The following is a 24,353-nucleotide window of genomic DNA, read 5'->3' as shown; positions in this document are numbered from 1 at the left end:
ACTGCGGGTGGGGATCGTCTGCCCGTACTCGCTCGACGTGCCGGGCGGCGTGCAGGCCCACGTCGTGGGGCTCGCCGGGGCGCTGGAACGCCTCGGCCACACCGTGAGCGTGCTCGCGCCCGCGGCGGAGGGCACGGCGGTGCCCGGGTTCGTCACGCCCGCCGGCCGGGCCCTCGGGGTGCCCTACAACGGGTCCGTCGCGCGGGTGAGCTTCGGCCCGCTCACCTACGCACGGGCGCGCCGCTGGCTCGCCGAGCACACGTTCGACGTGCTGCACCTGCACGAGCCGACGACGGTGAGCCTCTCGGTGCTCACGCTGCTCGCCGCGGAGGGGCCGATCGTGGCGACCTTCCACACCTCCACCGAGCGCTCGCGGGCGCTCGCCGCGTTCGGCGGGGTGCTGCAGCCGCTGATGGAGAAGGTCACGGCGCGCATCGCCGTGTCGCCGCTGGCCCGGCGCGTGCAGGTGGAGCACCTGGGCGGGGACGCCGTCGAGATCCCCAACGGGGTCGACGTGGAGGAGTTCGCGGCCGGAGCACCCCTTCCCGGGTACCCGCGGCCGGAGACGGTCGGGTTCCTGGGCCGGTTCGACGAGCCGCGCAAGGGCATGCCCGTCCTCCTCGACGCCGTCCGCAGGCTGGCGCCCGACCGGCCGCGGCTGCGGGTCCTGGTCGTGGGCCGCGGTGACGCGGCCGGGCTGCGCCGCGCGGCCGGGCCGGTGGCCGACCGGCTCGACGTCCTCGGCCCGGTCGACGACGCCACCAAGGCCGCGGCCCTGCGCTCCATGGACGTGTTCTGCGCGCCCAACACCGGAGGCGAGAGCTTCGGCATCGTCCTCGCGGAGGCGCTCGCGGCCGGGGCCCCGGTGCTGGCGAGCGACCTGGACGCCTTCCGCGACGTGCTCGGGGAGCCGGCGGCGGGCGTGCTGTTCCCGACCGGGGACGGGGCGGCGCTCGCCGAGCGGCTGGCGGCCCTGCTGGACGACCCCGCGCACCGCACCGCCCTCGCCGCGGCGGGTCGGGTGCGCGCGCAGGACTTCGGCTGGCCCGCGGTCGCGGCCGCGGTGGTGCGGGTCTACCGTGCGGCGGTCGCGGCGGACCCGCGGCGGGTCGCGGCGCAGGGCCTGCGATGACCGTCGTCCTGTGGTTGCTCGTGGGGCTGGTGCTGGTGGGGGTCGTGACCCTGGTCGCCACCCGCATCCGGCGGCTGGACCGCCTGCACGTGCGCACCGACGCGGCGCGCGACGGGCTGGAGGCCGCGCTCGAGCGGCGCGCCGCGGCCGCGGTGGCGGTGGCCGCGGTGCTGCGCCGGGACCGGGCCGACGCGGTGACGCGGGCGGTGGCGGCCACCCGGCAGGCCCGCGCCACGGGGACCGACCGGGAGGCCGCGGAGAACCTGCTCGGCCGCGCGCTCGCCGCGCTCGACCGCTCCCGGCTGCCCGACGCGGTGCTCGAGGAGCTGGTCGACGCCGAGCAGCTGGTCGTCCTCGCCCGGCGGGTGCACAACGACGCCGTCCGCGACACCCGCGGCCTGCGATCGCGGCGGCTGGTGCGCTGGCTGCACCTCGCAGGCACGGCGCCGATGCCGGAGTACTTCGAGATCGCCGACGCCGAGGCCGGTGTGACGACCGCCGCCCCCGTGCGGCGGCGGTTGGCGCCTCCCGCCTGACGTAGGATCGGGTGTTTCCTGCAGCAGAACCGAGAGGTAGACGCCGTGTCCTCCCCCGAAACACCCGCCACCGGATCCACCGAGTCGGCGCTGGGTACCGCCCGCGTCAAGCGCGGGATGGCGGAGATGCTCAAGGGTGGCGTGATCATGGACGTGGTCACGCCGGAGCAGGCGAAGATCGCCGAGGACGCCGGCGCCGTCGCCGTCATGGCGCTGGAGCGGGTGCCCGCCGACATCCGCGCGCAGGGCGGCGTGGCGCGCATGAGCGACCCGGACATGATCCAGGGCATCGTCGAGGCCGTGTCGATCCCGGTGATGGCCAAGGCCCGCATCGGCCACTTCGTCGAGGCGCAGGTGCTGCAGTCGCTCGGCGTCGACTACGTCGACGAGTCCGAGGTGCTCACGCCCGCCGACGAGGCGCACCACATCGACAAGTGGGCGTTCACGGTGCCGTTCGTGTGCGGTGCCACCAACCTGGGCGAGGCCCTGCGCCGCCTCTCCGAGGGTGCCGCCATGATCCGCTCGAAGGGCGAGGCCGGCACCGGCAACGTCGTCGAGGCCACCCGGCACATGCGCTCGATCCGCTCGGAGATCCGCAAGCTCGCCGCGCTCGACGAGGCCGAGCTGTTCGTGGCGGCGAAGGAGCTGCGCGCACCGGTCGAGCTGGTGCGCGAGGTGGCGCAGGCCGGCAAGCTGCCGGTCGTGCTGTTCACCGCGGGCGGCATCGCCACCCCGGCCGACGCGGCGATGATGATGCAGCTGGGCGCCGAGGGCGTGTTCGTGGGCTCGGGCATCTTCAAGTCCGGCGACCCGGCACAGCGCGCCGCGGCCATCGTCAAGGCCACCACGTTCCACGACGACCCCGACGTCATCGCGAAGGTCTCCCGTGGGCTGGGCGAGGCGATGGTCGGGATCAACGTCGCCGAGCTGCCCGCCGAGCAGCGCTACGCCGACCGCGGCTGGTGAGCCAGCCCGCCTGACCGCCGCGAGCCGTACACCGACGTCGCACCGACGGCGCTGGTGTACGGCTCGTGTCGTCGAGGCGTCGCGTAGCCGACGTGCTCACCCGTCCGGGTCGGCTCCCGCACCCGGTCCGGTGACCCGCCCTGCTGGAGTCACCGCCCCCGCCTAGCGTCCGTCCTGTCCGGTTCGGGACTGGAGTGGCGGAGGAGACGCATGAGGCGCTGGCTCACGGTCTGCGGGATCGCGGGGACGATGCTGCTCGCCCTGTCGACGGCGGCTGTCGCGGCGCCGGCCCCGCCGGACCCCCCACGCCCCACGGCCCCGGACCAGGCCCCGGACCAGGCAGGACAGTCTGCGGGGCACGAGACCAGCGCCGCGGCCGCGTTCGGCTGGGGGGAGCCCAACCGCGTCGACGAGTTCGACGGGCCGCTGGGCGAGGCCTGGAACGTCTACGACGGCCCCGGGCACGCCGACAACGGACGGCGCACGCCGGACGCCGTCAGCATCGAGGACGGCATCCTGACGATCACCGGTGACGCGCAGGGCAACACCGCGGGCATGGCCTGGGGTCCGGGGCAGAAGTACGGGCGCTGGGAGGGCCGGGTGCGCGCACCCGCGAGCGACGAGAGCTACAACGCCCTGCTGCTCCTGTGGCCCGACGCCGAGGACTTCCCGGTGGGTGGCGAGATCGACTTCATGGAGATGATGGACCACACCCGCCAGACCACGAACATCTTCCTGCACTACGGGGAGGACAACGACCAGGTGGTCGGCGAGGTGCAGATCGACGCGACGCAGTGGCACAACTGGGCGGTCGAGTGGACCCCCGACCACGTGGCGGCGTTCGTGGACGGGAAGGAGTGGTGGCGCACCGAGGACACCGAGATCCTCCCGCCGCGCGCCATGCACCTGTGCATCCAGCTCGACTGGTTCCCCGAGGACGGGGAGGGGGAGGTGCAGGAGTCGACGATGCACGTCGACTGGGTGACGCGCTACCCGCTCGACGAGGGGCAGCGCAGCGAGCCGGCCGACGAGGCCGTGGGGCCCGCGCCGGCCCCGGGCTCCGCTCAGCGGGCGCCCTCGGACCCCGCCACCGCCACCCGTGTCGAGAGCGGGCTGACCGAGGGGACGCCCGACCCGGCGACGCGGTGACCCCCCGCAGGCGCGACCCGTCACGAGTACTCCGTCACGAGTACTCCATCACGAGCACCGCGGCGCAGCCGGGGGACAGGGCGACGTAGCGGTGCGGGCGGTCGCCGGGGAAACGGGCGTAGTCGCCGACGCCGAGCTCGACCTCGCCCCCGTCCGGCCCGGCCCGCCAGCGGCCGGCCGTGATGAGCATGTGCTCGACCGTGCCCGGGATGTGGCCGTCCGCCTCGCGGGGCGCGCCGGGCTCGGCGGTGATGACGTGCAGGTCGCGCCGGGCGCCGGGCGGGCAGGCCGCGAGCAGGGTGCCGGTGAACGGCGCGTGCTCGGACGCGATCGCGATCCCCTCACCGGCCCGCATCACGTGGACCGGCGCGGTCGGGGGGTCGACCAGGCGGCTGAACGGGACGTCGAGCGCCACGGCGAGCGCCCACAGCGTCTCGACGCTGGGGTTGCCCGTGCCCGCTTCGAGCTGCGAGAGCGTGGACTTGGCGATGCCGGCCCTGCGGGCGAGCTCGGTGAGCGAGAGGTCGTGGCGGCCGCGCTCGCGGCGCAGGGCGGCGGCGATGGCGGCGAAGGGAGTCGTTCGGTCCATCGGACTCCTTGTTCGGCTTGACGAACGCGGGCGGGTGCGTCCACTGTAGTGGACATGCGTTCGCTGTACCGAACACTGCACCCCGACGACCTCCGGGACGCCCTCGCGCTCACCGCCGCGGTCGGCGTCGTCGGCGCGTCCTTCGGCGCGCTGGCCGGCGCTGCCGGGGTGCCGCTCGTCCTCATGGTCGCGCTCTCGGTGCTCGTGTTCGCGGGTGCCTCCCAGTTCCTCGTCGTCGCGGTGGTGGCGGCCGGCGGGAACGTCGTCGCCGCCGTCGCCGCCGGGCTCGTGATGAACGCGCGGCACGTGCCGTTCGGCCTGGCGATCGGCGGGAACGTCGGCGACAGCTGGCCCGCCCGGTTGCTCGGGGCGCACCTGATGGTCGACGAGTCCGTCGCGTTCTCCCGGTCGCGGGGGAACGGCGAACGGGCCCGCGCGGCCTACTGGGCCTGCGGGATCCTGCTGTTCGTCTTCTGGAACGTCGGCGCACTGGTGGGCCGGGTCGCCGGCGCGGCCATCCCGGACCCGGACGCGTTCGGCGTGGACGCGGCGTTCCCGGCCGCGCTGCTGGCCATGCTGCTGCCCGCGCTGGGCCGGGCCGACGCCCGCCGGGTCGGTCTCGCCGCCGCGGTGGTCGCGCTGGTGGCCACCCCCTACCTGCCCCCGGGCGTGCCGGTGATCGTCGGCCTCCTCGGGCTGGTCGCCGCCGGCCGGGCGCCGGTGGAGGCACCCGAAGGGCGGACGTCGTGAACTGGACCGCCGTCCTCACCCTCGCCGCGGGCACCTACCTGCTGCGCGTCGTCGGGATCGTGCTGCGCGGCCGGATGCGCGTGCCGGAGCGGGTCGAGCGCTACCTCGACCTGGGCGCCACCGCGCTGCTGGTGGCGCTGATCGCGACCGCCGCACTGACCGAGGACGGGGGATTCGCCGGCTGGGCCCGCCCCGCAGGCGTGCTCGTCGGCGCCGTCGCGGCGTGGCGGCGGGTGCCGTTCGTGCTGGTCGTGGTCCTGGCGGCGGGTACGACCGCCGGTCTGCGGGTGCTGGGCGTGCCGTGACCGCCCGCGTGCGGGAGGCTGGCGCCCGTGCGCTGTCTGGTGATCGGAGCGACCGGCTACGTCGGGAGCCGGCTGGTGCCGCGACTGCTCGGTGGCGGTCACGAGGTCCGCTGCCTCGTGCGCGACGCGGGCAGGCTCGCGCGGCACGACTGGGCCGAGCGGGTCGAGCCCGTGCACGGCGACGCCACCGACCCGGACGCGCAGGCGAGCGCCTGCCGCGGCGTCGACGCGGTGTTCCACCTCGTGCACTCGATGGACGGCCCCGGCTTCGCCGAGCGGGACCGGGTGGCGGCGTCGGCGCTGGCCACGGCCGCGCGGGCGGCGGGCGTGCGCCGGATCGTCTACCTCGGAGGGCTGCAACCCGCCGGGCCGGGCAGCTCGGAGCACCTCGCGTCGCGCCGCGAGGTCGGCGAGCTGCTGCTCGCCTCCGGGGTGCCGACGGCGGTGCTGCAGGCCGGCATCGTGGTCGGGGCCGGATCGGCGAGCTTCGAGATGATCCGCCGCTTCGCCGCGGCGGCGCCGGTGCTGCCGATGCCCGACCGCGCGTGGAACCGCGCGCAACCCATCGCCGTCGAGGACGTCCTGCACCACCTGGTGGGGTGCCTCGAGCTGCCGGAGCGGACCCACGGCCACTTCGACGTCGGGGGGCCCGACGTCCTCACCTACGCCGAGCTGGTGGGCCGGTGCGCCGAGATCGCCGGGCTGCCGCGGCCACTCGTGATCCCGGTGCCGGGTGCGGCGCCGCGCCTGACCGCCCGCGCCGTGGCGGCGCTGACGTCGGTGGACCGGCACCTCGCGGGTCCGCTGCTCGCGTCGATGGCGCACGACCTCGTGTGCCACGGTGAGCCGCCCAACGGGCCACCACCGGGGGGCCCCACGTCGTACGCCGACGCGGTGCGGGCCGCGCTCGCGGCGGGCGCACCCGACGAGCCGCTGGTCAGCGAACACGTCGAACCGGTGGTGGCGCCGCCCGCGGCGCTGTGGTCCGTCGTCGCGGGCCTCGGCGGGGACACGGGCTGGTACACGCTCCCGGGTGCCTGGGCGCTGCGCGGCGCCCTCGACCGGCTGCTCGGCGGAGTGGGCGCGCGCCGGACGCGGCCCGAGCGGCTCGCACCCGGGGCGGCGCTGGACTGGTGGCGCATCGAGGAGGTCGAGCCGGGACGCGCGCTGCGCCTGCGGGCCGAGATGCGCCTGCCCGGCACGGCGCGCCTCGAGCTGCGGGTCGAGCCGGCCGACGGCGGCAGCCGCCTCGTCCAGCGCGTGACGTTCCACCCGCACGGCACCGCGGGCCGCGCCTACTGGTACGCCCAGCTGCCCGCACACCGGTTCGTGTTCGGCGTGACCGCCCGCACGATCGCCGGGGTCGCCGCCGGGGTCGCCGCCCGGGCACCGCTCACCCCGGCGTGACGAGGCGCCGCGCCGCAGGCAGGGACAGCGCGGCCGCCACCACCGCGACCACGACCGTCAGCTCGGCCAGCGGCAGCACGAACCCGTCGGCCCCACCCAGGACGGACAGCAGCAGCGGCGCCCCGAAGCCCAGGTAGGCGCAGGCGTAGAAGGTGCCGGTGAGCGCGCCGCGCGCGGTCGGGGACGCGAGCGTGGCGACCATCGTGAGGCCCGCGGCCAGGCACAGCCCGTAGCCCACCCCGAGCAGCAGCGCCACCGGCAGCAGCAGCGGCCACGCGTCCAGCCCCACGCCGACGAGGCTCAGCCCGAGGCCCGCCGCGCCCGTGGCGAGCCCGGCGGGCCCACCCCGCACGGCCCCCAGCCTGCGCCCGATCGGCTGGGCGAGCACCCCGGTCAGCAGCGTGACCCCCGCGACGACGCCGGTGACGGCCACCGCGATCTGCGGCATCGACGGGATCATCAGCAGCGGGAGCACCGTCACGGCCGTGGACGGGAACGTGAACACGCCCACCGCGACCGGCAGCACCACCAGCGTGAACGGCAGCCGCGCACCGTCGGGGACCCCGAGGTGGATCAGCGGACCCGCGCGCCGGTCGGCCGCGGCCAGCGTCTCGGGCACGACCGGCAGCAGCGCCAGCCCGACCAGCATCAACGCGACGTGCACGAGGTAGGGCAGCACGGTCGGCGCCGGTGCGAACTGCGCCAGCAACCCGGAGGTGAGCGGCCCGATGGCCCACCCACCGCCGAGCGCCGCCGTCGTCCACCGGGCCGACCGGCCCGGGTCGCCGACGAGCTCGCCCAGCCACGCCGTGCCGACGCTGAACACCACGCCCGACACCGCGCCCTGCAGGAACCGGCACGCGAACAGCAGCAGCACCGACGACCCCGCGCCGAGGAACAGCAGCGACGTCACCGCGGACAGCACCACGAAGGGGAGGACGACGGGCCGCCGCCCGACGCGGTCGGACACCGGGCCGGCCAGCAGCAACGCCGGCACCAGGCCCGCGGCGTAGACGCCGAACGCGCCGGTCAGCGCGTTCGACGAGAGCCCGAGCTCGTCGCGGTAGATCAGCAGCAGCGGGGTGGGCACGTTGGTGCCGAACGCCACGACGAACACGGCCGTCCACAACGCCGGTACCGCGCGTCCTCGCACCGGCCCACGCTACCGCCGCGCCGCATGATCGTCGGCTCCGTGCGCGGGCGTGGTGTCAGCCCGGGGACGGCGCCACGTCGTAGCGGGCGAACCGGCGCGTGAACGTCGCCGTGCCGGCCGTCAGCGCCCGCACGTCCACCGCGTAGCGCAGGAGCTCCGCGCACGGCACCTCGGCCTGCACCAGGGTGCGCCCCTGGCCGGCCACGTCGGTGCCGAGCACCCGGCCGCGGCGCCCGGAGAGGTCGCCGAGCACGGCGCCGAGGTGCTCGTCGGGCACCCGCACGGACACCTCGTCGAACGGCTCGAGCAGCACCGTGCCGCAGGCCGCGGCGGCCTCGCGCAGGGCGAGCGCGCCCGCCGTCTGGAACGCCGCGTCGGAGGAGTCGACGCTGTGGGCCTTGCCGTCGACGAGCACCGCGCGCAGGTCGACGGCCGGGTGGTGGGAGTCGGAGATCCCGCGGCTCAGCTGGGCGCGGATGCCCTTCTCGACGCTCGGGATGAACTGGGTGGGCACGGCGCCGCCCACGACCCGGGACTGGAACTCGAACCCGGCGCCGCGGGGCAGCGGCTCGAACTCGACGTGGCACACGGCGTACTGGCCGTGCCCGCCGGACTGCTTGACGTGCCGGCCGGTCACCCGTGCGGGCTTCGCGATCGTCTCGCGCATCGGCACCCGCACCGGCTCGGTGTCGACGTCGGCGCCCCCGGCGCGCAGCCGGGAGAGCACGACGTCGGCGTGGGCCTCGCCCATGCACCACAGCACGGTCTGGTGGGTCTCCTGGTTGCGCTCCAGGTGCAGCGTCGGGTCGGCCGCGACGATCTTCGCGAGGGTCTTCACCATCGCGTCCTCGTCGCCGCGGGTGCGTGCCACGACCGCGACCGGGAGGAGCGGGTCGGGCAGGTTCCAGCACGACAGCAGCAGCGGGTGCTCGGCGGCCGAGACCGTGTCGCCGGTCTCGGCGCTGCTCAGCTTGGTCAGCGCGCAGATGTCGCCCGCGATGCACGCGTCGACCTCGCGCAGCGTGGAGCCGAGCGGCGCGTAGACGTGGGCCACCCGCTCGTCGGCGTCGTGCCCGCCGTCCTCCCCGCCGTCGTGCCCCCCGTCGTGCCCGCCGTCGACACCACCGGAGCGCTCGTCCGGCGCCGAGCGCGGTGCGGGGACCGCGGCGCGGGCGGTGGCGTGGTGCCCGCTGACGTGCACGGTGGTCTCGGGTCGCAGCGTGCCGCTGAACACCCGCACCAGCGACACGCGCCCCACGTAGGGGTCGGCCGAGGTGCGCACGACCTCCGCGGCGAGCGGGCCGTCGGGGTCGGCGGTGAGCGGCGGGTGCGCGGCGCCGTCGATGCCCGTGACCCGGGGGAGCGGGTGCTCCAGCGGTGACGGGAAGCCGCCGACCAGTACCTCCAGCAGGGCGTCGCACCCGACGCCGGACGTGGCGCAGACCGGGATGACGGGGTGGAACGCGCCGCGCGCGACGGCGGTCTCCAGGTCCTCGACCAACGTGGCGAGCTCGATCTCCTCGCCCGCGAGGTAGCGCTCCATGAGCGTCTCGTCCTCGGACTGCTCGATGATCCCCTCGATCAGCGTGCTGCGCGCGTCCTCGGCGCCTGCGGGCTCCTGCCCCTCCGGCGTCCGCGAGAGCAGCCCGTAGAGACCGGTCAGCCGCTCGCCCTCGCGCAGCGGCAGGTACAGCGGGGCGACCCCGGCGCCGAACGACTGCCTGCAGGCGGTGATGGTGGCCTCCAGGTCGGCGCGGGCGTGGTCGCACCGCGCCACGACGACCGCGCGCGGCATCCCGACGGCGGCGCACTCCTCCCACTGCGCCACGGTGGCCGGGTCGATCACGCCCTCGCGCCCCTCGACGGCGGGCACCACGAACAGCGCGGCGTCCGCGGCGCGCAGGCCGGCGCGCAGCTCACCGACGAAGTCGCCGTACCCGGGGGTGTCGATGAGGTTGATCTTCGTGTCGTCGTGGTCGAACGGGGCGACCGAGAGGGCGACCGAGCGCTGCTGGCGCACCGCGGCCGGGTCGTGGTCGCAGACCGTGGTGCCGTCCAGCACCGTGCCCGCCCGCGGGATCGCACCCGTGTGGGCGAGCAGCGCCTCGACCAGGGTCGTCTTCCCCGCTCCGGACGGGCCGACGAGGACGACGTTGCGCAGCCGGGCGGGGTCGGTCGGCGCGGCCGAGCGGCCCCCGGCGCGCTGCCCGCTCTCCTTGACCGCTGCTGCTCTGCCGGACATGGGGACCACCTCCGCGACACTGCGTCGAGGCCCGGGCGCCGCCGCCCGGGCGTCACGTGTCCGCCATCACACACCCCGTCCCCGGAGGTCACAACCCCTGACCGGCACGAGCAGCGGGACGACGGCGGTCCCGGGCCCGCGCCGCGGGCGGCTGCTCCCGGCGTGCGGGCGCGCGGCCCGCCGCCGGTAAGGTGCGCGGGTGCCCGTTCCCGGTCCCGGATATGCCATCACCGCGCGGGTCGAGGTGCCCGCCTCCGCCAGCGCGGCGGGTGACCTCACGATGGCGGTCGGCCGCGTCGGCGGGGTCGTCACCGCGTTCGACGTGGTCGAGTCGCACACCGCGACGCTCGTCGTCGACATCAGCTGCAACGCGCTGAACGAGTCGCACGCAGGGGAGATCACCGCCGCCCTCGAGTCGCTGCCCGGCGTGCGCGTGCGCAAGGTCTCCGACCGCACGTTCCTGCTGCACCTGGGCGGCAAGCTCGAGGTCCACTCGAAGGTCAGCCTGCGCAACCGCGACGACCTCTCCCGCGCCTACACCCCGGGCGTGGCGCGGGTGTGCCAGGCGATCGCGGCCAACCCCGCCGACGCGCGCCGGCTCACGATCAAGCGCAACACCGTCGCGGTGGTCACCGACGGCTCCGCGGTGCTCGGGCTGGGCAACCTCGGCGCGGCTGCCGCGATGCCGGTGATGGAGGGCAAGGCGGCGCTGTTCAAACGGTTCGCCGGTGTGGACGCGTGGCCGGTGTGCCTGGACACCCAGGACACCGAGGAGATCATCCGGACCGTGCAGATCCTCGCGCCCGCCTACGGTGGCATCAACCTCGAGGACATCGCGGCTCCGCGCTGCTTCGAGATCGAGGCCCGGCTGCGCGAGATGCTCGACATCCCGGTCTTCCACGACGACCAGCACGGCACCGCCGTCGTGGTGCTCGGCGCGCTGCGCAACGCCTTGCGCGTCGTCGGCAAGAAGCTGACCGACTGCAAGGTCGTGGTGTGCGGGGTCGGCGCCGCGGGCTCGGCGATCATCCGGCTGCTGCGCTCCAGCGCGCCGGGCGACGTCCTCGCCGTCGACATCGACGGCATCGTGCACCCCGGCCGCGACGGCCTGGACGACAACCTGCGCTGGATCGCCGCCCACACCAACGCCGAGGGCGCGTCCGGCTCCCTTGCCGACGCGCTGGTGGACGCGGACGTGTTCATCGGCGTCTCGGCACCCAACCTGTTCGGTGCCGACGAGCTCGCGACCATGGCCGACGACGCGATCGTGTTCGCGCTGGCCAACCCCGACCCCGAGATCGACCCGGCCATCGCCACGGCCCGCGCCGCCGTGGTGGCCACCGGGCGCTCGGACTACCCGAACCAGATCAACAACGTGCTCGCGTTCCCCGGTGTCTTCCGCGGCCTGCTCGACGCGCAGGCCCGCGACATCACCGACGCGATGCTGCTCGCCGCCGCGGCGGCGATCGCGGACGTCGTCACGGAGCCGAACCCGTCGTTCATCGTGCCGAGCGTGTTCGACGCGTCGGTCGCCCCCGCCGTCGCGGAGGCGGTCCGCGAGGCCACGAAGCAGAAGGACGTCGCCCCGGTCTGACGCACCGCGGGCCCTCAGGGGTCGGCGAACAGGTGCTGCTCGGCCGGGGGCAGCCAGACCCGCGCGCGCGTGGGCGGGCGGTAGCCGGCGCGCAGGTGGGCGATCAGGGCGGGCAGCAGCGGGTGGCGGTGGGCGCGCCGCCACAGCAGCGAGTGGGCGTAGACCGGCACCGGCGGGGCCACCGGGATCCGGACGATCTCCGGGTGCCACGGCACGCGCACGCCCTCGCCCGCGAACGTGAGCACGTCGGCGGAACGGGCGACCTCGTCGAGCAGGTGGTCGAAGCCGAAGTCGGGCCCACGGTTGGTGATGGTGACCGCGAACTCGGCGGCGAGGTCGGCGAACCAGGCGGTCCACTCGGTGCCCGGGGTGTTGCCGGGCATCCACGCGGTGGCGCTGGCGAGCTCGGCCATCCGCACCTGCCGGCGACCGGCCAGCGGGTGCCGGGCGCCGACCAGCACGTGCAGGGGGTCGAGGCAGACCGGGGTGTGCGCCAGCGCGGGGTCGACCGGCCCCAGCACCCGCACGAACGCGGCGTCGACCGCTCCGCGCAGCAGCGCGGGCCCGGCGGACCGCAGGCCGTCGGAGGTGATGATCTCGACGTCGGCGCCGGTGGCCTCGTGGAAGTCCCGGACCAGCTCGGTCGCGGCCAGGCGCGTGCCGAGCACGTCGACGCGCAGCGCGCGCCTCCGGGACCGCACGGCGTCGGCGGCCTGGTCCGCCGCCCCGAGCAGCGCCCGTGCGGGCACCAGGAGGGCGGCGCCGTCCTCGGTGGGCTCCGCGCCGGCGGGCCCGCGGTGCAGCAGGACGGCGCCGAGGTCGGACTCGAGCTTCGCGATCCGCTTGGAGACGGCCTGCTGGCTGATCCCGAGCTCGTCGGCGGCCTCGCCGAAGCGGCGGTGGTCGGTGACGGCGACGAAGGCGCGCACCGCCCCGAGGTCGAGCTCCACCCTGTCCTCCTGTGACAACCGTTGGTTGTGGGGTCTAGCGTGTCCGGTGTTGGACTGCAGGCCGCTGTCCTCGATGTGATGCCGGTGCCCCGATCACCGGCCCACCACCGCGAGGAGAGTACGCGTGGACTCGTTCGCCCACCTGCACGTCCACACCGAGTACTCGATGCTCGACGGCGCGGCGAAGATCGCGCCGCTGTTCGCCGAGGCCGAGCGGCTCGGCATGCCCGCCGTCGCGATGACCGACCACGGCAACCTCTACGGGGCCGACGAGTTCCACCGGGTGGCGGGCCGCACCGGTGTGAAGCCGATCATCGGGATCGAGGCCTACGTCGCGCCGGCGGGACGCTTCCACCGCAAGCCGGTGTTCTGGGGGCAGTCGCACCAGCGCGGCACCGACGAGCTGGGGGAGGGCGGCGACGTGTCCGGGGCGGGCGCGTACACGCACCTGACCCTGCTGGCGCAGGACGCGGAGGGGCTGCGCAACCTGTTCCGGCTCTCGTCGCTGGCCAGCATGGAGGGCTACTACCGCAAGCCGCGGATGGATCGCGAGCTCCTGGAGCGGCACGCGGGCGGGCTCATCGCCACCACCGGGTGCCCGTCCGGCGAGGTGCAGACGCGGCTGCGCCTCGGCCAGCGCGCGGAGGCGACGGCGGCCGCGTCCGATCTCAAGGACGTGTTCGGTGCCGGCAACGTCTACCTCGAGCTGATGGACCACGGGCTGCCCGTCGAACGGTCGGTGCGCGAGGGCCTCCTCGACGTCGGGCGGCAGCTGGGCCTGCCGCCACTGGCCACCCACGACTCCCACTACGTCACCCGCGACCAGGCGCAGGCCCACGCCGCCCTGCTCTGCGTGCAGTCGGGCAGGACGCTGACCGACCCGACCCGGTTCCGCTTCGACGGCGACGGCTACCACCTCGCCTCCCCGGCGGAGATGCGCGCCTACTGGGACGTCGAGGTGCCCGGCGCGGCCGACCGCACGCTGGAGGTGGCCGAACGCGTCGGCTCCTACGCGGAGGTCTTCCGGGGCCGGGACCGGATGCCGGTGTACGACGTGCCGCCCGGCCACGACGCGGCGTCCTGGTTGCGGCACACGGTGGCCGAGGGCCTGGCCCGGCGCCTGCCGGGCGGGGTGCCCGACGCCTACCGCGAGCGCGCCGCGTTCGAGATCGACGTGATCGTGGCCAAGGGCTTCCCCGGCTACTTCCTGATCACCGCCGACCTGATGGACCACGCGCGCGCCGTGGGCATCCGGGTCGGGCCCGGTCGCGGGTCCGCCGCCGGCTCACTGGTGGCGTACGCGCTGGGCATCACGAACCTGGACCCGATCCACCACGGCCTGCTGTTCGAGCGCTTCCTCAACCCCGAGCGCGTCTCGATGCCCGACATCGACATGGACTTCGACGACCGCCGCCGCGGCGAGATGGTCCGCTACGCCACCGAGAAGTACGGGGCGGACCGCGTCGCGCAGGTCATCACGTTCGGCACGATCAAGACGAAGGCCGCGATCAAGGACGCGGCGCGCGTGCACTTCGGGCAGGCCGGCTACGCGATCGCCGACCGGATCTCCAAGGCGCTGCCGCCTCCCGTCGCCGCCAAGGACATCCCGCTCGCCGGGATCGTCGACCCGGCGCACGAGCGCTACGCCGAGGCCGCAGAGGTGCGCGCCCTCGTGGAGCGCGACGAGAGCGTGGCGACGATCATGGAGACCGCGCGGGGGCTGGAGGGCCTCGTCCGCGGGGCCGGCGTGCACGCGTGCGCGGTGATCATGTCGGCCGAGCCGCTGATCGACGCGGTGCCGCTGTGGCGCCGCGACGACGGCGCGGTCATCACCGGCTGGGACTACCCCTCGTGCGAGGCCGTCGGCCTGCTGAAGATGGACTTCCTCGGGCTGCGCAACCTCACGGTGGTCGGCGACGCGATCGACAACGTCGCGGCCAACCGCGGCGTCGAGGTCGACCTCGAGGGTCTCGCCCTCGACGACGCGGCGACCTACGCGTTGCTGGCCCGCGGTGAGAGCCTGGGCGTCTTCCAGCTCGACGGCGCCGCGATGCGGGAGCTGCTGCGGCGCCTGCGGCCCACCGGGTTCGGCGACATCATCGCGGTGAACGCGCTGTACCGCCCGGGCCCGATGGCGATGAACACGCACAACAACTACGCCGACCGCAAGAACGGGCGTCAACGGGTCGAGCCGATCCACCCCGAGCTCGCCGAGCCCCTGCGCGACATCCTCGCCGAGACCCACGGCCTGGTCGTCTACCAGGAGCAGATCATGCAGATCGCGCAGCGGGTGGCCGGCTACTCGATGGGGCGTGCCGACGTGCTGCGCCGGGCGATGGGCAAGAAGAAGAAGGAGGTCCTCGCCGACGAGTTCGACGGGTTCCGCGCCGGGATGCGCGCGCAGGGCTTCTCGGACGAGGCCGTGCAGGCGCTGTGGGACACGGTCCTGCCGTTCGCCGGGTACGCGTTCAACAAGTCCCACGCCGCCGGGTACGCGCTGGTCGGCTACTGGACGGCCTACCTCAAGGCGCGGCATCCCGTCGAGTACATGGCGGCGCTGCTGACCTCGGTGGGCAACGACAAGGACAAGTCGGCGGTGTACCTCGCCGAGTGCCGGAAGCTCGGCATCCGCGTCCTGGTGCCGGACGTCAACTCCTCGGCCCGGCGCTTCGCCGCGGTCGGCGACGACATCCGCTTCGGGCTGGAGGCCGTGCGCAACGTCGGGGGCGGCGTGGTCGACTCGATCCTGCGCACGCGCGAGGCGGGCGGGCCCTACCGGTCGTTCACCGACTTCGTGGAGCGGGCGGAGCTGGTGGCGTGCGGCAAGCGGGCCCTCGAGTCACTGGCGAAGGCGGGGGCCTTCGAGTCGCTGGGTGCCACGCGGCGCGCCGTCGTCGAGGTCCACGAGGCGGCCGTCGACGCGGTCGTGCCGCTCAAGCGGCGGGCCGCGATGGGGCAGTTCGACCTGTTCGGCGCGGACCCGGACCCGGACCCGGGCACGGTGCCCGCTTCCGTCTCCCCGCTGGCGCACCTGCCGCTGTGCCCCGAGGAGTACCCGCGGGCGCAGCTGCTCGCCCAGGAGCGGGAGATGCTGGGCCTCTACGTGTCGGGCCACCCGCTCGACGGCGCCGAGGCGCTGCTGCGCCGGCACGCCGACCGCTCGATCGCCGGCCTGCTCGCCGACCGGCCGCGCGAGGGGGAGGTGATCGTCGCCGGCCTGGTCACCGCCGTGGAGCGGCGCGTCGACAAGCGGGGCGAGCCGTGGGCGATCTGCACCCTGGAGGACCTCGACGCGAGCCTGGAGGTGCTGTTCTTCGCGAAGGCCTACGCGGCGCTCGGCGGGGAGCTCGCCGAGGACCGCGCCGTCGTGGTGCGGGGGCGGGTGAACTGGCGGGAGGAGCGGATGTCGGTGTTCGGCGACGAGCTCGTCGTGCTCGACCTGGCCACGGCCGGGGACGGCCCCGAGCCCCTCGTGCTGACCTGCGCCCCCGAGCGGCTCGACGCCGACGCCGTCGACGAGCTGCGCCGCACCCTGGAGGCGCACCGCGGCGACACGCCGGTGCACGTGCGCCTGGACGGCCGGCGCGGCCCGCGGCTGTTCGCGCTGGACGCCCACCCCGTCGCGGTCACCGCGGCGCTGCTCGGCGAGCTCAAGGGCGTGGCCGGGATCGGCGTCGCCCCCGCGACGTACGCTGGTGGGCGTGGTTGCGGTGATCGGCGTGCTCGCCTTGCAGGGTGATGTCCGCGAGCACGTGTCGGCGCTCACCGCCTGCGGTGACGTGCGGGCGGTGGCGGTGCGGCGGGCGTCCGAGCTCGACGCGGTGGACGCCCTGGTGATCCCGGGTGGCGAGTCCACGACGATGAGCCGCCTGCTGCAGACGTTCGACCTGCTCGACCCCCTGCGCAAGCGGATCGTGGACGGGATGCCGGCCTACGGCTCGTGCGCCGGGATGATCCTGCTGGCGAGCGAGGTGCTCGACGGCCGGCCCGACCAGCAGCAGCTCGGCGGGCTCGACGTCGTGGTGCGGCGCAACGCGTTCGGCCGCCAGGTCGACTCGTTCGAGACCGACCTCCCGTTCTCGGGCCTGGTCGACGGCCCGGTGCGCGCGGTCTTCATCCGGGCGCCGTGGGTCGAGTCGGTCGGACCGGGTGTCGAGGTGCTCGCCACCGTCCCGGAACGCACGGTCAGCGGCGCGCACGCCGGCGCCGCGGCCGGGCGCGCGGTCGCGGTGCGGCAGGGCTCGGTGATCGCCACCTCGTTCCACCCGGAGCTCACCGGCGACCTGCGCGTGCACGGCCTGTTCTGCGACCTGGTGAAGCGCACGGTCACGCGGTAGCCGGACGAACGGCACTCTCGTCGGCACCTAGCCGACGAGAGTGCCGTTCGTCATGGGCGGGCCAGCGCGGCGTCCAGCTCGTCGACGCACGCCAGGGCGGCTGACACCGAGTAGCCGTCCCACCAGGCCACCGGGTCCAGCTCCACCACCCGGCCCGCCTGCACGGCGGGCAGCTGCGCCCACAGACCGCCGGAGAGGTACCGCTGCGCGGTGTCCGCGGCGTCGCGGGCAGACCCGCCACCGCCGACGAAGTAGAGCAGCACGTCCGCGTCGGCGGTGACGCCGACGGTCTCCTCGCCGAGGGAGACGTAGGTGGCGCTGCCACCCGGGGTGTCGGTGGAGGGCGGGCGCCGGATCCCGGCGTGCGCGAGGATCGAGGCGCCGAAGATCTCGCCGCGCACGATCCGCAGCTCGGACCCGGTGAACCGGAGCAGCGCGACGCTCGACCCGGCGATCGTCGCGGCGTGCCGCGCCGCCACGGCCTCCACCCGCGCGGCGTACTCGGCGAGCCGCGCGTCGATGCGGTCCCGCGCGCCCAGCACGTCGCCGATCGTGCGGACGGCGTCGCGCCAGTCCTGCCCGGCCCCGGCGTTCTCGTACGCCACCGTGGGGGCGATCCGGCTGAGCTCGGGGTAGGCGGGCTCGACGCGCTGCACGTTGCCGATCACGAGGTCCGGGGCCAGCGCGGCGATGCGCTCCAGGTCGAGCTGGTCGAACCCGAGCGAGGTGAAGCCCGGCGGCGGCTGCGGGAGGTAACCCGGCACCGTCACGGCGCCGTCGAGCGTCTCGGACGCGACGAGCGGGGCGCCCACCTCGAGCCCGACCTGCAGCGCGCCGTTGGAGTCCAGCGAGACCACCCGCCGCGGTGCCAGCGGGACGTCGGCCGTGCCGAGCGGGTGGGTGACCGGCCGCGTGGCAGCGGGGGCGGTGGGCGCGGGGTCGGCGGCGCAGCCCGCGAGGGTGACGAGCCCTGCGGTGCCCGCGAGGAACGCGCGGCGGGTGAGCGGGGGCGGCGCGGCCGTGATCACGCGCCCACAGTAGAGGTGAGGCTAACCTCAGCTGCGCGCGGGCCGCAGGGCCGAGGCGGCCCACTTGGCGGTGCGGGCGTCCGCGTCGAGGAGCGGGCAGGTCAGGCACATCCCGTGCCCCGGGTCCTTGAAGTCCAGGCAGCACGCGCCGCGCACGCCCCACACCTCGTCCCGGTCGGCGCCGAAGCGCACCAGCTCCGGACGGGAGAACCGCGGCGCTCCCGCCGCGTGCAGCGCATCGGCCAGCCGTGCGGCCCGTTCCCACGCGGTCGTGCGGTCGTGCCCGAGCTGGCGGGCCACGCTGAGCGCGTTGAAGTGCAGCATGTCGAGCACGTAGCCCCACAGGGTGCGCGGCCCGACGCGGCTGCGGGCGCGCACGGCCTCGACGAGCGGCGCGACCGTCCCCACGAACCCCTCCGCGACCCACGCGTCCAGCGCCTCGGTGGACGACAGGCGCACGTCGGCGGCACCGGTGGGCGACGCGCCGCCCACCCGCGCGGTGGCGGCGACGACGAGCAGGCGGCGGTCCACGCCCGTCCGCCCGCCCGCGTGGCACCAGTAGCCGGCCGGGGTGACGGCCGGCGCGGCGTCCACGAGGTACACCGCGGCGCTCACGCAGAAGATCAGCTCGCGCAGCACGGTGCGCAGCGCGTGGACGGCGTGCGGGCCGGTGGGTGCGCTCGCGGCGGCGACCGCGAGCAGCTCGTCCAGCCGGGCCGACCCGGGCGCGGCGAGCTGCGCGGCGCTGGACCAGCCCGGCCCGCTCGGCGCCGTGGCCGCGATCTCGGGCAGCGGCGCGAAGGTGAGCGGCGCGCACCGGGCCCGCAGCTCCTCGAGGCGTTCGCCCACGACCGTCCCCATCCGGGCACCCTATGCGCGCACACCGCCTCCGGCGCGCCGAGCCCCGACGGTAGGATCGACGGGATCTGTGCACGGAGAAAGGACATCGATGAGCGGCCACTCCAAATGGGCGACCACCAAGCACAAGAAGGCCGTCATCGACGCTCGCCGCGGCAAGATGTTCGCCAAGCTGATCAAGAACATCGAGGTCGCCGCGCGCACCGGCGGCGGTGACCCCGACGGCAACCCCACGCTCTACGACGCCATCCAGAAGGCGAAGAAGAGCTCGGTGCCCAACGACAACATCGACCGCGCCGTCAAGCGCGGGTCGGGGGCCGACGCGGGCGGTGCGGACTACCAGACCATCACCTACGAGGGGTACGCGCCGAACGGCGTCGCGGTGCTCATCGAGTGCCTCACCGACAACCGCAACCGCGCCGCCACCGAGGTGCGCACGGCGATGACCCGCAACGGCGGCCAAATGGCGGACCCGGGGTCGGTCGCCTACCTGTTCACCCGCAAGGGCGTGGTGATCGTGCCGAGGAACGGGCTCACCGAGGACGACCTACTGCTCGCCGTGCTCGACGCCGGCGCCGAGGAGGTCAACGACCTCGGCGAGAGCTTCGAGATCGTCTCCGAGGCCACCGACCTCATCCCGGTCCGCACCGCGCTGCAGGAGGCGGGCATCGACTACGACTCGGCCGACCCCACCTTCCTGCCCTCGATGTCGGTGCCGCTCGACGCCGACGCGGCCAAGAAGGTGTTCCGGCTGATCGAGGCCCTCGAGGACTCCGACGAGGTCCAGAACGTCTACGCCAACTTCGACGTGAGCGACGAGGTCCTGGAAGAAGTGAACGCGTAGAACCCGCTCCGCCTGACGAACGGCACTCCCGTCGGTCCCTAGTGTCCCCCGCCGGAAGTCCGCCGAATAATTCGGCGGCCCAGCTCCACGCTGCGCGCACCGGTCGACGAGCCGAGTACGCCCGGTACGAGGCTCGCCGCCCGGCACACGCAGCGAGAACCTGGATCCACCGACTTACCCAGCGAACTTCCGGCGGGGGACACTAGCCGACGGGAGTGCCGTTCGTCGGTTGCGGGCCGCGGTGGCGGTGCACGGCCACCCGCGCCGGGCGCACCGAGCGGCCCTCGACCTCCAGGCCGGGCTCGAGCAGGACGGCCACCGTGCGGTCGAGCGCGGCGTCGTCGGTGCGCACGACCTCCGCGGCCTCCATGGTCGCCGCGCTGAACGCGTGCCCCGGACGGGGTGAGACGAGCGTCCCGCCGCGGCCGGCGAGCAGGCGCTCCAGCCCGCCGGCGATGGCCTCGAACGCCGCGCGCTCCTTGCGGGTGCGGGTGGTCGCGGCACACGCCAGCGCGTCGGTGCGCAGGGCGTGCAGGTCCACGAGGAGGGGCACGTCGGGCCCGGAGCGGGCGCCCGCGTCGGCGATCCTGCCGAGCGTGGCGGTCTGGCGGGTGACGAGGCGCGTCAGGTCGTCGACCTTGTCCGCGAGGTCCTGCAACGAGGGGTCGGCCACCCCGGGGAACCTATCGCTAGTGTCTGCGCGTGGCCGTCCACGGTATCGATCTCGGCACCACGAACTCCGCCATCGCGCGCACCGGCCCGGACGGCCGCCCCGAGGTCCTCACGGGCCTGTCGGGCACGCCGACCACGCCGTCGGTGGTGCTGTTCGCCGGCCCGGACGAGCACGTCGTGGGGGAGGGCGCGCGCCGGGAGGCCCGGCTCGACCCGGAGCACGTGTGCGCGCTCGTGAAGCGCCGGATGGGCGACGCGGAGTGGCGCTTCGTCGCCCACGGCACGGGCTGGTCGGCGCCCGCGGTCTCGTCGCTGGTCCTGAAGAGCCTGGTCGCGGACGCGGGCTTCGCCACGGGGGACACGCCCTCGGCCGCCGTCATCACGGTGCCCGCCTACTTCGGCGACGAGGAGCGGCGCGCCACCGTGCTCGCGGGCGGCTACGCCGGGCTCGACGTCGTCGACGTGCTGTCCGAGCCGATCGCCGCGGCGCTCGCGTACGGGTTCGGGCGCCTCGACGGCAGCCCCGACGTCTCGAAGAGCCAGGAGACGACCCGGCACGAGACCGTCCTCGTCTACGACCTGGGCGGTGGCACCTTCGACGCCACGGTCATCGAGCTGGCGGACCGGCGGATCTCCGTGCTCGCCGTGGACGGCGACCACCAGCTCGGCGGTGCCGACTGGGACGAGCGGGTGGCGCTGCACCTGTCGCGCCGCTTCTGCGCCGAGAACCCGGACGCGGAGGACCCGCTCGACGACTCGGCGGGTGCGCAGGCGCTGGTCCTGGCGGCGGAGCGGGCCAAGCACCAGCTCACCGACGCCGAGAGCACCGACGTAGTCGTCGCGCACGACGGCGTCCGCGCGACCGTGTGCCTCACCCGCGCCGAGCTGGAGGAGATGACCGCGCCGCTGCTGCGCCGCACCGTGGACCTCACCCGCGCCTGCCTCGCCGAAGCCGCCCGCCGCGGCGTCGCGGGCGTCGACCGGGTGCTGCTGGTCGGCGGCTCGGCGCGCATGCCTGCCGTGGCGGCCGCCCTGCGCGCCGAGCTGGACCTGGACCCGCAGCTGCACGATCCCGACCTCGCCGTCGCCCGCGGCGCCGCGCTGTACGGGGAGAAGAAGGAACTCGAGCGCATGGTCGCGGCCGACCTGCGCACCCGCGGCCGGCTGCGGGACGGCGCGCCGCTCGAGGACGCCGCCGCCGCCGACCTCGACGACGCCTGCCGCCGCGTCGCCGACGCCTATGCGGTGCCGCTGTCGCAGGTGCGCCGCGCCGTCGAGATCCAGGTCGACACGGTGGTGTCGCGCGGGTTCGGGGTGCTGGCGGTCAACGCCGCCTCCGGGCGTCTGGAGCCCTCGTGGCTGGTGCACCGCAACGACCGGCTCCCGATCCGCACCAGCCGCTCCTACGGCACGATCCGCGCGGACCAGGACGTCATCCAGGTGACGGTCGTGGAGCAGCAGGGGCAGGCCGAGTCGTCCCGGCCCGAGGACGCGAAGGTCCTCATGGTCGGGGACATCTCGGGCATCCCGCCCGGCTACGACGAGGGCAGCGAGGTGCGGGTGACGTTCGAGATGGGCTTCGACGGCGTGCTGCACGTCACCGCGTTCCACGTCGACGCCGCGATTCCGCTGCAGCTGACGGCCACGACCGGGGCCACCCTGTCGCAGGCCGAGGTGGCGCGGGAGCGCGACCAGCTGGGCAGGACGCGCCGCCGTGGGTGAGCCGTGACCACCGATCTGGCCCCGTTCGACCCGGGCGACTACCGCAAACGGGTGCTCGCGGCCGTCGAGAAGCGCGGCGGACCGGAGGCGTCGGACCCGTTCGAGCTCTACGACCTGCCCCCGTCCGACGACCTGGACGACGCGGCCGTCGCCGAGCGGGTCGCCGAGGTCTGGGGGGCCTGGCAGCGCCAGCGCGACCACCCGAAGTACCGCGTGCTCGTGGGCCTTCTGGTGGCCCAGCACGCCGTGCGCAGCGCGGAGCTGCTCGACGCGGGCCGGCGCCGCACCGCCGCCGCGCGGGTGCGCGCCCAGCGCGAGCAGCGCGACGCGGTCCGCTTCGAGCTGCTCGACACCGCCGTCAGCCGGCTGGTCGCCCGCCACCGCGGGATCCCCGCCGACAAGGTGGAGGGCCTGTACGAGGTGGGGGCGCTGGCCGGGCTGGCGCGCACCGAGGTCGAGGTACGGCTGCGGCGCCACCGGGTGCTGCCGGGCGCCGCCGCGCCCGCTCGGGCGGAGGTCGGCGCCGAGCGGCGCCGGCAGGTCCACGCCCTGCTGGAGGAGTTCGGCCGGCTCACCGGCGAGGCCGCTCCGCCCACCCTGTTCGCACTGCTCGGGCTGACCGCCGACGCCACGGACGCGCAGGTGCGCGCCCGGACCGGGGCCTGGCGGGCCCGGGCGCGGGAGCTGCCGCCGGACCGGCTGCGCGCGGTGGTCGACGAGCTGCTCGTCCACGTCGCGGAGCTGGTCGAACCGGGCCCGGCGGCGCGGGAGGCCTACCTGGAGGCGGTCGCCGCGGATGTCGCCGACCACCTGCGCCCGCGGTTGCGGGCCGCCGTGCTGGTGGAGGACCGGCTCGTCGCCGAGGACCGGGCACACCTGCTGGAGGTGGCGCTGGCGGCCGGCCTGGACCCCCGGCGGGCCGCGGCGGTGCTGGCCGGGCTGGCCGCCGAGCTGGGCGTCGTCGTCGAGGAAGTCGCCGTCGAGGAAGTCACCGCCGAGGAACAGGCCCCGGTGGCGGGCGCACCACCGCCGCCGGCAGCACGGCGGCGGGCGTGGGAGGAGCCGCTGAAGGCCGCTCGCGCCGCGCTGCGCGCCGGGCGACCGGCGCAGGCGCAGCGGCTGGTGCGCGAGGCCGAGCGGCACGCGGGCGACGACGGCGGGACGCCGGTGCGCGCGGTGGCCGACGAGGTCGAGGCCGTCCTCGGCGAGGCGGGCTCGCGCTGGCGGTCGGCCGCGGCCGCGTGCGGGGCCCGGCGGTGGCACGAGGCGGTCGAGCACCTGGACCGGCTGCACCGCTGCGCCGCGGACGTGCCGGGACCGGAGGGCGTCGGCGCGGACGCGCTGCTGCGGCGCGCCCGCGCGGAGCTGGAGCGGGCCGACCGGGCGGTCGCCGACGCCCCGGCCGGGCCGCCCGCCGACCGCGCCGCCGCCCTGCTCGCCGTGCTGGGAACCTGCCCGGGGCACCCGGGCGCCACCGCCGCACTGGCGCAGATCCCGGTGGGTGCCCCGGCCTGGGTGAGCGCCGCCCGGGACGCGCGGGGCGACGTCCTCGTCCTGTGGGCCGCCTCGACCACGCCCGACGTCGTCTACCGCGTCAGCCGCATGCGCCCCGACGGCAGCTGGCAGGTGCTGGGCCGCTGCGGCGGCACGTCGATGGACGACGGCGGCGCCCCCGTGGGCGTCGAGGTGCCGGTGTACGCGGTGGCGGCCCTGCAGGGGGGCCGCACGTCGGACGCCACGCGCTCCGATGCCGCGCAGACGGCAACGCCTCCCGCGGCCGCGGCGTCGGGGCCGGGCGCACCCCGCACCGTGCGCGCGGTGCGGGAGGCGAGCGGCGCGGTCCGCGTGCGCTGGACCGGCGGCGGGCCCGACGCGGAGTACCGGGTGCGGTGCCTGACCCCGGACGGGCGGTGGCGCGTGGTCGGCCGGACCCGCGGGCACGACCTCGAGGACGGCGGCGCGCCCCGGGACGGCGGGGTCCCCGTCTACGCCGTGAGCGCGGCCGTCGGGGGTGAACGCTCGGCCGAGATGCGCTCGGACGACCGCTCCGCCCGGTGACCGCCGCGGCTCGCCGGATCGTGACCAGGATGTGACCGGGGACGTGATCTCGGACGGCCGC

General features: G+C 75.5%; 20 protein-coding genes. 13 read left to right on the top strand and 7 right to left on the bottom strand.

The window, feature by feature from the left end:
- Window position 1: 1 nt before the first annotated feature.
- The 4 genes from FB558_RS35565 to FB558_RS35550 all read left to right on the top strand — a co-directional run bounded on the left by FB558_RS35565 (window position 2) and on the right by FB558_RS35550 (window position 3,783).
- Window positions 2-1,132, top strand: coding sequence for a glycosyltransferase family 4 protein (locus FB558_RS35565; RefSeq protein ID WP_142062001.1), 1,131 nt, complete (start codon window positions 2-4; stop codon window positions 1,130-1,132).
- Entirely contained in the window at window positions 1,129-1,668 is a 540-nt protein-coding gene (locus FB558_RS35560) for an NUDIX hydrolase (protein ID WP_142061319.1), read from the top strand. Before FB558_RS35565 ends, FB558_RS35560 begins: the two co-directional genes overlap by 4 nt.
- 45 nt (window positions 1,669-1,713) lie before the next feature.
- Window positions 1,714-2,634, top strand: a complete 921-nt coding sequence (pdxS, locus tag FB558_RS35555; RefSeq protein ID WP_094924589.1) for a pyridoxal 5'-phosphate synthase lyase subunit PdxS — start codon at window positions 1,714-1,716, stop codon at window positions 2,632-2,634.
- A gap of 210 nt (window positions 2,635-2,844) precedes the next feature.
- Complete coding sequence (locus FB558_RS35550) at window positions 2,845-3,783, top strand: glycoside hydrolase family 16 protein (RefSeq protein ID WP_211367061.1); 939 nt, start codon at window positions 2,845-2,847, stop codon at window positions 3,781-3,783.
- A gap of 34 nt (window positions 3,784-3,817) precedes the next feature.
- Here the strand turns inward: FB558_RS35550 and FB558_RS35545 are convergent, their stop codons facing one another.
- Window positions 3,818-4,372 (bottom strand): helix-turn-helix domain-containing protein, encoded by a 555-nt coding sequence (locus FB558_RS35545; protein ID WP_142061317.1) that lies wholly within the window; start codon window positions 4,370-4,372, stop codon window positions 3,818-3,820.
- A 54-nt stretch (window positions 4,373-4,426) separates the two neighbouring features.
- On the opposite strand from FB558_RS35545, the gene FB558_RS35540 reads away from it, so the two are divergent.
- From FB558_RS35540 to FB558_RS35530, 3 genes are read left to right on the top strand one after another with little or no spacing between them, the layout of a single operon-like run.
- Entirely contained in the window at window positions 4,427-5,122 is a 696-nt protein-coding gene (locus FB558_RS35540) for an AzlC family ABC transporter permease (RefSeq protein ID WP_142061315.1), read from the top strand.
- The gene (locus tag FB558_RS35535) at window positions 5,119-5,427 is read left to right on the top strand and encodes an AzlD domain-containing protein (protein WP_142061313.1); all 309 of its coding nucleotides are present in this window, start codon (window positions 5,119-5,121) and stop codon (window positions 5,425-5,427) included. Before FB558_RS35540 ends, FB558_RS35535 begins: the two co-directional genes overlap by 4 nt.
- 27 nt (window positions 5,428-5,454) lie before the next feature.
- Window positions 5,455-6,834, top strand: coding sequence for an SDR family oxidoreductase (locus FB558_RS35530; RefSeq protein WP_142061311.1), 1,380 nt, complete (start codon window positions 5,455-5,457; stop codon window positions 6,832-6,834).
- On the opposite strand, the gene FB558_RS35525 is transcribed toward FB558_RS35530, so the two are convergent.
- A complete protein-coding gene (locus tag FB558_RS35525; protein WP_211367060.1) occupies window positions 6,821-7,987 on the bottom strand; it encodes an MFS transporter in 1,167 nt (388 codons plus the stop codon). The two genes, FB558_RS35530 and FB558_RS35525, sit on opposite strands and share 14 nt — an antisense overlap.
- 55 nt (window positions 7,988-8,042) lie before the next feature.
- Window positions 8,043-10,229, bottom strand: a complete 2,187-nt coding sequence (locus tag FB558_RS35520; protein WP_142061309.1) for an elongation factor G-like protein EF-G2 — start codon at window positions 10,227-10,229, stop codon at window positions 8,043-8,045.
- Between the two features lie 199 nt (window positions 10,230-10,428).
- On the opposite strand from FB558_RS35520, the gene FB558_RS35515 reads away from it, so the two are divergent.
- Window positions 10,429-11,823, top strand: coding sequence for an NAD-dependent malic enzyme (locus FB558_RS35515; protein ID WP_142061307.1), 1,395 nt, complete (start codon window positions 10,429-10,431; stop codon window positions 11,821-11,823).
- Between the two features lie 14 nt (window positions 11,824-11,837).
- On the opposite strand, the gene FB558_RS35510 is transcribed toward FB558_RS35515, so the two are convergent.
- Entirely contained in the window at window positions 11,838-12,773 is a 936-nt protein-coding gene (locus FB558_RS35510) for a LysR family transcriptional regulator (RefSeq protein ID WP_142061305.1), read from the bottom strand.
- A 124-nt stretch (window positions 12,774-12,897) separates the two neighbouring features.
- Here FB558_RS35510 and dnaE point away from each other — a divergent pair, with 124 nt between their 5' ends.
- Together dnaE and pdxT are read left to right on the top strand one after the other, a co-directional pair.
- Entirely contained in the window at window positions 12,898-16,512 is a 3,615-nt protein-coding gene (gene dnaE / locus FB558_RS35505) for a DNA polymerase III subunit alpha (RefSeq protein WP_142061303.1), read from the top strand.
- The gene (pdxT, locus tag FB558_RS35500; protein WP_142061301.1) at window positions 16,469-17,110 is read left to right on the top strand and encodes a pyridoxal 5'-phosphate synthase glutaminase subunit PdxT; all 642 of its coding nucleotides are present in this window, start codon (window positions 16,469-16,471) and stop codon (window positions 17,108-17,110) included. The genes dnaE and pdxT overlap by 44 nt, the downstream gene beginning before the upstream one ends.
- 50 nt (window positions 17,111-17,160) lie before the next feature.
- Here the strand turns inward: pdxT and FB558_RS35495 are convergent, their stop codons facing one another.
- Entirely contained in the window at window positions 17,161-18,138 is a 978-nt protein-coding gene (locus FB558_RS35495; RefSeq protein ID WP_142061298.1) for an ABC transporter substrate-binding protein, read from the bottom strand.
- A 27-nt stretch (window positions 18,139-18,165) separates the two neighbouring features.
- Complete coding sequence (locus FB558_RS35490) at window positions 18,166-18,999, bottom strand: (2Fe-2S)-binding protein (protein ID WP_142061296.1); 834 nt, start codon at window positions 18,997-18,999, stop codon at window positions 18,166-18,168.
- An 88-nt stretch (window positions 19,000-19,087) separates the two neighbouring features.
- On the opposite strand from FB558_RS35490, the gene FB558_RS35485 reads away from it, so the two are divergent.
- Complete coding sequence (locus tag FB558_RS35485; RefSeq protein ID WP_142061294.1) at window positions 19,088-19,840, top strand: YebC/PmpR family DNA-binding transcriptional regulator; 753 nt, start codon at window positions 19,088-19,090, stop codon at window positions 19,838-19,840.
- 202 nt (window positions 19,841-20,042) lie between these two features.
- Here FB558_RS35485 and FB558_RS35480 read toward each other — a convergent pair whose 3' ends face one another.
- Window positions 20,043-20,513 (bottom strand): nucleotide exchange factor GrpE, encoded by a 471-nt coding sequence (locus FB558_RS35480; RefSeq protein ID WP_142061292.1) that lies wholly within the window; start codon window positions 20,511-20,513, stop codon window positions 20,043-20,045.
- A 29-nt stretch (window positions 20,514-20,542) separates the two neighbouring features.
- Here FB558_RS35480 and FB558_RS35475 point away from each other — a divergent pair, with 29 nt between their 5' ends.
- Both FB558_RS35475 and FB558_RS35470 read left to right on the top strand, forming a co-directional pair.
- Window positions 20,543-22,234, top strand: a complete 1,692-nt coding sequence (locus tag FB558_RS35475; RefSeq protein WP_142061290.1) for an Hsp70 family protein — start codon at window positions 20,543-20,545, stop codon at window positions 22,232-22,234.
- Window positions 22,235-22,237: 3 nt separating this feature from the next.
- A complete protein-coding gene (locus FB558_RS35470; RefSeq protein WP_142061288.1) occupies window positions 22,238-24,292 on the top strand; it encodes an Ig-like domain repeat protein in 2,055 nt (684 codons plus the stop codon).
- Window positions 24,293-24,353 lie beyond the last annotated feature (61 nt).

Origin of the sequence: Pseudonocardia kunmingensis, from assembly GCF_006716445.1 — a bacterium.
Classification (GTDB): domain Bacteria; phylum Actinomycetota; class Actinomycetes; order Mycobacteriales; family Pseudonocardiaceae; genus Pseudonocardia; species Pseudonocardia kunmingensis.
Note: the sequence above shows the minus strand (reverse complement) of the source record. Positions and strands in the feature narration are given on the sequence as shown.